3 protein-coding genes and 1 pseudogene are annotated in these 5,229 nt (G+C 43.5%); 2 read left to right on the top strand and 2 right to left on the bottom strand.

Annotated features, from left to right (window positions below; genetic code table 11):
• Positions 1–497: pseudogene (locus MICAI_RS15695) on the bottom strand (hypothetical protein); the annotation flags it as partial.
• A 984-nt stretch (positions 498–1,481) separates the two neighbouring features.
• Between MICAI_RS15695 and MICAI_RS15685 the strand changes: the two are divergent.
• Positions 1,482–2,102: a hypothetical protein gene (locus tag MICAI_RS15685; RefSeq protein ID WP_008203881.1), complete on the top strand. Its 621-nt coding sequence runs from the start codon at positions 1,482–1,484 to the stop codon at positions 2,100–2,102.
• Positions 2,103–2,143: 41 nt separating this feature from the next.
• Positions 2,144–2,512, top strand: coding sequence for a hypothetical protein (locus MICAI_RS15680; protein ID WP_039900282.1), 369 nt, complete (start codon positions 2,144–2,146; stop codon positions 2,510–2,512).
• Positions 2,513–2,693: 181 nt separating this feature from the next.
• On the opposite strand, the gene MICAI_RS15675 is transcribed toward MICAI_RS15680, so the two are convergent.
• A partial coding sequence (locus tag MICAI_RS15675; protein WP_232306214.1) for a plasmid replication protein, CyRepA1 family occupies positions 2,694–5,229 on the bottom strand: 2,536 nt, incomplete at its 5' end.

The raw sequence follows: 5,229 nt of genomic DNA, 5'->3' as shown, positions 1-5,229 counted from the left end.
TCTAGGTAATCGTCCTTTAATCCTTGCTTTTCAGCGATTTTTAGCCCAATTCTGTAGGATACCCGGAGGGCGAAGATTTCTGTAGGGGTTTTAGCCGGGTGTTCATACTTAATCGGCTTAAGCTTTTCTTGAGATAGGCGCGGCCTGTCCGGCTTGAAGCATCCCCACTGGGAAACTTCCCCTGTGAGTACATCCATCCCACTACACCACCACCCCTCGCCACTCATATCAGAATAGCGATTAAAAATTTTAGCCACGGGCGCGGTCGCATATTGGTGGCTATGAGGTGTTTTTTGGGCGGCCCCGATGGACTCTATCGCATTCTCAGAGAGCCTCTCTAGGGCTGTATCCCCTTCTAGAGATTCCAAATTGAGGGCGATAATCGCCGGCTCGACGGCGCTCTCTATCCATTCGCGATAATGGCGCTCGGAAATGGTTGCTTGTTGAGAATGGTTGTCATTTAAATAGTTGACAAAGCTATCGTTACTTAGTATCATTATGATTGAAGTTTTTTATTTTTGTGTGGCGCGGCCCAGTGATTGGGACGCGCACGCTTTTATTTATATCATTAATCCTCGGAAAAAACAAGCTTCCATTTTGTAGCCATTGGCTATAGATTAGATGTCTAATCTAATCTATAGACTATCTATAAATACAGATATACCATATATTATATATATAATATATGCCTTATTTAATATTAGGAAATCAGAGAAAAGATTATAATAGTAATTAAGCGATTTCTCAATTGATAAATGCCTTTTGATCATTATAGGTCAAAAGGATTTTTACTGCATGGATGCGATAAACTGTACTGATTTCATTGAATACATAGTACAGAAGCTTAAATCTTCCTTAAGAGAATTTTGCCTAAAAAAAGCGATTTCGAGCCTAGGTAGTGCGGATACATGACCCCACTCATCCTTTGCCCAATCGCCAAAGTGCTATGATACAATCTGTTACTAAGGCAAATAGTATCCATGCGATCCAAAAGAAATCGACACGAGCGCGGGCTAGGCTCTACTTCTCAAGCATTTCGATGCACAAAATATTCCTTGCTTTGCTATCGAGCAAAAAGCCATAAATCAGATGGAAGCCCAATCGAATGGGAGGAATTATCTAAATGGGAGGATCGGCTGCATCTCTCGCGGAAAAATATTTTATATATGCTTCATCCCTCGCGGCAATGGCTATATTTGAAAAAATGCAATCATTTGTACTATATCCGAATTAAGGATGAGTGCGCTGAAGCGATCGAAAATTACATCCTTTTTTCGAGAAAAAATCATCCGGCAAAAAAGGGGCGCGGCAAACACGGAGTGACTTCGTATAGCGATCTCGATGCCCTCAATAGGATCCTTTATCCGGGGGGGGTAGATTTGATTGGGTGAGTGCCAATTTCAAACGTGTCCATAGTTGTCTATTCATTGACTAGCCAGTTGCTATTCTATGAATAGACAGATAGATAATGGATAGACATTATGGCACGCGATAAACTGATTACGGTTCGGATCGAGGGTGAGAAAAGAGATGCCTTTAATCAATTGGCAAAAAGCCAAAACACTGATACAGCATCGCTTCTATACGATTTTATTAATCAGTGCCTAGCCGGTACGATAGACATTGGGATAGTCACGGGAAAAAAGCAAGGGATAGACAGTATAGACACTGATCGGATAGACAAACTAGAGACGACTACTCAACGACTAGACGAACGACTAGGCATAATCACCAAAAGGCTAAATGATTGGATAGAGGCAGTCGACGATCGCTTGTCCGATTGCGATCAGGGATTATCGGAAAAAATCTTTTCTCTTGATCATCGCCTGAAAGCCCTATCTATGCAGTTGGATAGCCAACAGATAGACAGTATAGACAGTATAGACACGACTAGCCAACAGATAGACAGTATAGACAGTATAGACACGACTAGCCAACAGATAGACACGCCTAAAACTCAAAAAGCGATCGCCGAACGGCTAGGGCTGAAAAGCCCTACAACCCTCAATCGGTGGATAAAATCAGGGATACCTGAGCCTTATCAATCTCGGATCCAGATCGTGGATCGGGGGGGGAAAAAAAAGATCGAATGGATATCCTGATTTAAGGTTAAAATATGTCTATCCAACAGGGATAGACATTTATGACTACTTTGCGATTTGGCCTCACGGATATTGAATTGGCCGAGCTGCTCGGCCAAAAATTATACTTGATCCTTCTCTGGAAAAAAAGAATGGCTCGCGGCGAAAATTTTCGCCCTTATTCTTTCCCTGATTTTTTTGATCGATGGGAATTGGGCGAGGATGATCTTTGGAAGGAGAAGGGGGGAACACCGGGAATAACCAATGTGGAATTGGCAAAAAAACTAAGCTGCAGCTACGCGACAATCGCAAAATGGGCAAAGCGGGCGCAAAAGGGGGAGAAATTCCGCCCTTATTCTTTCCCTGATTTTTTTGATCACTGGCAGTTGCGATCTGACAATCTTTGGGAGGAGAAGGGGGGAGGATGCTAAAGATTTCGCCGAAATCGGGCTACATTAAAGAATTGGCCGATAATCTTGGATGCAGTGTGGCCGAAGCCAGAAAAATCCTAAGATTTTTTCGGATCCGCCGATCCCAGCGAAAAATCTTTCGGCCGGGTGAGGAGCGCCGGGGATAATATTAATAATAGTATATTAAGGGAGATGCACCGGATTAGGCAGCGATAGCGATATCCTCGATCTCTTGATTCCCCAATTCGCGATCGCGCTCAAGCCACCGCTCGAAAACTTCCCCCCGGCCGTCAGCGAGAGGATCACAACCGCGATAGACTCGCTGCCGCGAGCCATCCGGGAACCGCCGGTACGCGACATAACTAAGCTTCAGCCCCAAGGCCCCTAAAAGCCTTTGAGCGAAGCAGATCGGATTATCATCCATCGATAGGGAAAATCCCAAAATCGATTTAATTTGAGCGATAATCGCAGGGGATTTAAGGCGATCAAGCCAATCAGCAAGATTATCCCGGGTAAATTCTTTTTCAGGATCAAAAAACTGCTCTACATTGAGAAGTTTCAATAATTTAATTTTTGCCGATAAAAGTGATCGATTAATATCCGGCTTGAATATTTTCCCCCCCCCATTCTCTAGGGCATCATCTAATTTTTTGCTATCCCGATCAGCTAAGAATTCATTACCTACTGAGAGGAAGTAATGTAGGCGTATCTGGGGATACCATCCATCATCATCTTTGGTGATCAATTCATCGGATAGATTAATTCCGTAAGTGCGCTCGATCCGCGCCCGCTTTAATTGATTTCTTTCCCCTTCTGTTAGTTCCCTTTTTTCCTTAAGCGAATTGTACTCGGAATTGCTGATACTATCAGCATTCAACACAGCTTCTTTATGCTCTGAATAATTCTCATCTGATGCTGATTTTATCTCATCCTTTAATGCCTCAATAGATTCTTTGTCACTCGACTCGATCGGGGTGATCTGGTATCCTTCATTCTCTAATTTTTTCATTAGCAATTCTCGATAGTTTTTTCCTTCTAGATTAATCTTAATTGCATTTTTCCCCCACAAACTAAGGCTAGGGGAATACTTCTCCCCATCTTCTAAAAAGCTAAATTCTGGAATCTCTCTCAATCCCACTGCTTGCAGTATCCTGATAGTATTTTTCGCTTTAAAATGTTCCCCTGCTAATAGTTGTTTGAGGTCAGTTGATCCATTGCCAATTCTGTTAGGAGAATGCCCCGAAATCCAAACATAGCGGGGAATATCAGCCCTTACTCGTGCTAATGTTTGGGCGAAACTATCGACATTTTGTACACCATGAGAGATAGCGAAAACAGCGTCAAAGTGATTGCAGTCGATTGATACTCCCGTCTCGATCACGGGGGAACAAATAATTAGATCGTATTGAGATAAAATCTGATCGAGATTCCCCATACACCCGTAAGCAGGGTGAGAGTGATCGGACACACTCTCGCTATCAATTCTCAGGATTTTTAGATTGGGGTATTTTTTCTTAAATAAATACTCAAGATTCCTTGATCCATAGGACGATTTGTGCTTTTGACCATCCGTGTGAACAATCGCTTTTTGACCGCTATTTACAGCGATTTCTAACTCTTGAATCAAGCCAGAGGGATTGTTCCCATCGAAAAGATATAGCTCCCTTTTGAGGGGGGATTTATAGGTATTCTCAATGATGTAATTAGGTACGGGATAGCCTATTAGGGATTGCACATACCCGATAGCATTCATACTCAAATCAGCATCGGATAGATAGATTTTTCCCCCTGTACTTACTACAATTCTGAGTAATTCTCTCAGAGAATCGATAATTTTTGCCCTGTATTTTTCGCAGGTAGGGCTATTCAATAAATGCCCAAAAACCTGCTCGGCCTCATCTATGATTATCGTGGCATTTTCCCAGTCAAGGGGATTAAATTTAGGATTAGCTTTTGGATGTAAGCTATCGATACATAGGCAGTATCCTAATAGGCTACCATCCTCGCTTTTTGCCAATTCTGATCGATAATTCATACCGAATCGATTAGCCAATTCGCGCCCTAATTGTACCCGATGAGTGAGTACAAGAGATCGATCTCCCTTAGCCAACGCCGGTGATATTTTTTCCGATATCCATTCAGTTTTTCCCGTGCCTTTAGGGGCTTTAATCCCTATGATTTTGGCACTCTCAGGCACTTCTAGGGATTGGGAGATATATCTCTCATTTATGATTAAATCGGGGGTGAGAGCGGAAAAATTCTCGATTTTATAAGCATCTAAAGAGATTCTCTCAGAGAATATTTGATCAAGGGCCTCCCCCCCTTGGGCTGCGATAAAATCATCAATCCCCTTGAATTCGCTCGGCCATCGGGCTACGGATACCTTGCATCCTTGAGAGCCTAGAAGATGGCCTGTGCGCTCGATCGCCCGCCGGACATTTTTGATTGTGCTTGGCTTGCTATCCTGATCAAAGAAAAAGGCTATCTCCCGGCCCCCCCCGCAAAATGGCATCAGTTGAGGGATAAGGCGCGGCATCTCGATCGCTTTCCCGTGAGGATCCCTCAATTGCCGATATCCTGAGTAAATGCCCGGCAAGGCTATAGCAGCGTAGCCGGCACTCAATAAAGCCCCGGCCTTTTTAGCCCCCTCGGTATATGAGAGATTGATCCAAGGCCGATCGATCACCCATTGCCAAAAATCTCGATCCTCGCTATCGAGGGAATTATCCCCTAGATGC

The sequence above is a fragment of the Microcystis sp. T1-4 genome, from assembly GCF_000297435.1.
GTDB lineage: Bacteria > Cyanobacteriota > Cyanobacteriia > Cyanobacteriales > Microcystaceae > Microcystis.
The sequence above is the reverse complement of the archived record's forward strand: the minus strand, read 5'-3'. Positions and strand labels throughout refer to the sequence as shown.

What these genes read in the sequence shown, in the direction of transcription:
- MICAI_RS15685 (WP_008203881.1), top strand. Translation starts at nt 1,482, where the DNA reads ATGGCACGCGATAAACTGATTACGGTTCGGATCGAGGGTGAGAAAAGA.
- MICAI_RS15680 (WP_039900282.1), top strand. Translation starts at nt 2,144, where the DNA reads ATGACTACTTTGCGATTTGGCCTCACGGATATTGAATTGGCCGAGCTG.